Below are 1,221 nucleotides of genomic sequence, written 5' to 3' on the forward strand. Positions count from 1 at the left end.
TCCGGTGCGCGCGGCCTGATCACCCTGCCCCTCTCGTACGAGGAGCTGAGCGCCCGCGTCCAGGCCGCCGCCCTGTGGGCCGTCGGCGTACGCCGCCACCTGGGCGGCGGCGCGGAGGCCTTCACCGGCCCGGGCGGCCGGGTCGTCACCGTCACCGGGGCCAAGGGCGGCGTCGGCACCACCTTCACCGCCGTCCAGTTCGCCCTCGCCGCGGCCGCCTCGGGCCGGCGCACGGCGCTCGTCGACCTCGACCTCCAGGCCGGGGACGTCGGCTCCTACCTCGACGTGCAGTTCCGCCGCTCCATCGCCGACCTCGCCGGCATCCAGGACATCTCCCCGCGCGTCCTCCAGGACGCCGTCTACGAGGACCGCACCGGGCTGGCGCTGCTGCTGGCCCCGGCGGAGGGCGAGCGGGGCGAGGAGGTCGACGAACGCGCCGCCCGCCAGGTCATCGGCGCCCTGCGCGCCCGCTACGAGCTGGTCGTCGTCGACTGCGGCAGCCAGGTCACCGGAGCCAACGCCGCCGCCGTGGAACAGGCTGACACGGCGGGTACTGGGTCACCACCCCCGACGTGGTCTGCGTACGCGCGGCCAAGCGGATGGTCCGCATGTGGGAGCGGCTCCAGGTGCGCAAGGCCGAGGACACCGCGGTGGTCGTCAACCGCTGGAGCAAGCACACCGAGATACAGCCCTCGCTGATCGAGAAGATCACCAAGACCCGGCCGGTCCGCACCCCGGTCCCCGCCGCCTTCAAGGAACTCCAGGCCGTGGTGGACGCGGGCCGGGTCCAGGACCTCGACAACCGCTCGACGGTGAAACAGGCCCTGTGGGCGGTGGCCGGCGAGCTCGGCCTCCTCTCGGCCCCGGACGGGGCACCGGTCCCGGCGCAGCGGGGCACCGGCTCCGCCCTCGCCGTCCGGGCGGCCGGCCCCGTGGCCCGGCTGCGGCGCGGCCGGGAGGGCTGACGCGTGCGCCGGGGGCGGTACCGGGGCGGGGACCGGGGGCAGGTGGCCCTGGAGTTCGTGGGCATGGTGCCGCTGATCCTGCTGCTCGTCGCGGCGGTGTGGGAGTGCGTGCTGATCGGCTACGCGTTCTCCCTGGCCGGGAACGCGGCCGACGAGGCGGCGCGCGCGGGGGCGGTACGGGGGGACGGGGCGTGCTCGGCGGCCGCCGCCGAGCACATCGGGGGCGCGTGGAAACCTCACGACCCGGTGCGGGCCG

The 1,221-nt window shown here is 76.2% G+C and carries 1 protein-coding gene and 1 pseudogene; both read left to right on the top strand.

Annotated features, from left to right (window positions below):
- Positions 1-965 (top strand): annotated as a pseudogene (locus tag SSNG_RS22540) (AAA family ATPase); the annotation flags it as partial.
- Positions 966-968: 3 nt separating this feature from the next.
- The coding region (locus tag SSNG_RS22545; RefSeq protein ID WP_206731323.1) for a TadE/TadG family type IV pilus assembly protein at positions 969-1,221 on the top strand (253 nt) is incomplete at its 3' end.

The sequence above is a fragment of the Streptomyces sp. C genome, assembly GCF_000158895.1.
Classification (GTDB): Bacteria; Actinomycetota; Actinomycetes; order Streptomycetales; family Streptomycetaceae; genus Streptomyces; species Streptomyces racemochromogenes.